Below are 764 nucleotides of genomic sequence, written 5' to 3' on the forward strand. Positions count from 1 at the left end.
GGATCCTGGAATCGCCGAGCTACCGGATCTTCCACCTGACGCTGTCCTCGCTCCCGCAACATGCCGGGCCACTTCAGGACAAGCGCGTGCGAATGGCGATGAACCACGCCATCGACAAGAATGCGATCGTGCGCGGCCTCTTCGCTGGCAAGGCCCGGACACTGAACGGCCAGATCCTGCGGCGAGAGCAGCAGGGTTTCGATCCCTCGCTGACTGACTACGCCTTCGATCAGGCGCGGGCGCGCGCCTTGCTGGCCGAGGCCGGCCATCCCAATGGCTTCGAGACCGTGCTCAAGACGCCCTCCGGCCGCTTCCCACAGGACCGCGAGGTGGCGGAGGCCTGCGCCGGCATGCTGGCGCGCGTCGGCATTCGCTGTCGGCTGGAGACGCTGGAATCCGGCGAATATCTGCGCCAGTTGCGGGTGCGCGAACTGGCGCCGGTCGCCTTCCTCGGCTTGGCGCCGCCAGATGATCCGGATTTCCAGGTCGGGCAGTACCGTTCTGACTGGCGCTATTCCTATGTTGAGAATGCCGAGTTCGACCGCCTCATCGATGCAGGGCGGCGCGAGATGAACCCCGAGACGCGCGCCGGCATCTATCGCGAGCTGATGAGGGCGATGCACGCCGAGTGCCCGGTGGTGTGGCTGTTCCAGGGCGTCGACCTGCACGGCACCTCCGCGCGAGTCAGCGGCCTCGCGCCGCGTGGCGATGGGCGGGTCGCCGTCTATGGCGTGAAGCTCGCGGCGCGGTAACGCGAGTGCAAT

The 764-nt window shown here is 67.1% G+C and carries 1 protein-coding gene; it reads left to right on the plus strand.

The window, feature by feature from the left end:
* Positions 1 to 752: ABC transporter substrate-binding protein (locus ACLF3M_RS35350; RefSeq protein WP_430661706.1), on the plus strand; the 752-nt coding region annotated here is incomplete at its 5' end.
* Positions 753 to 764 lie beyond the last annotated feature (12 nt).

This window comes from Falsiroseomonas sp. HW251 (genome assembly GCF_050563545.1).
Lineage (GTDB): Bacteria > Pseudomonadota > Alphaproteobacteria > Acetobacterales > Acetobacteraceae > Falsiroseomonas.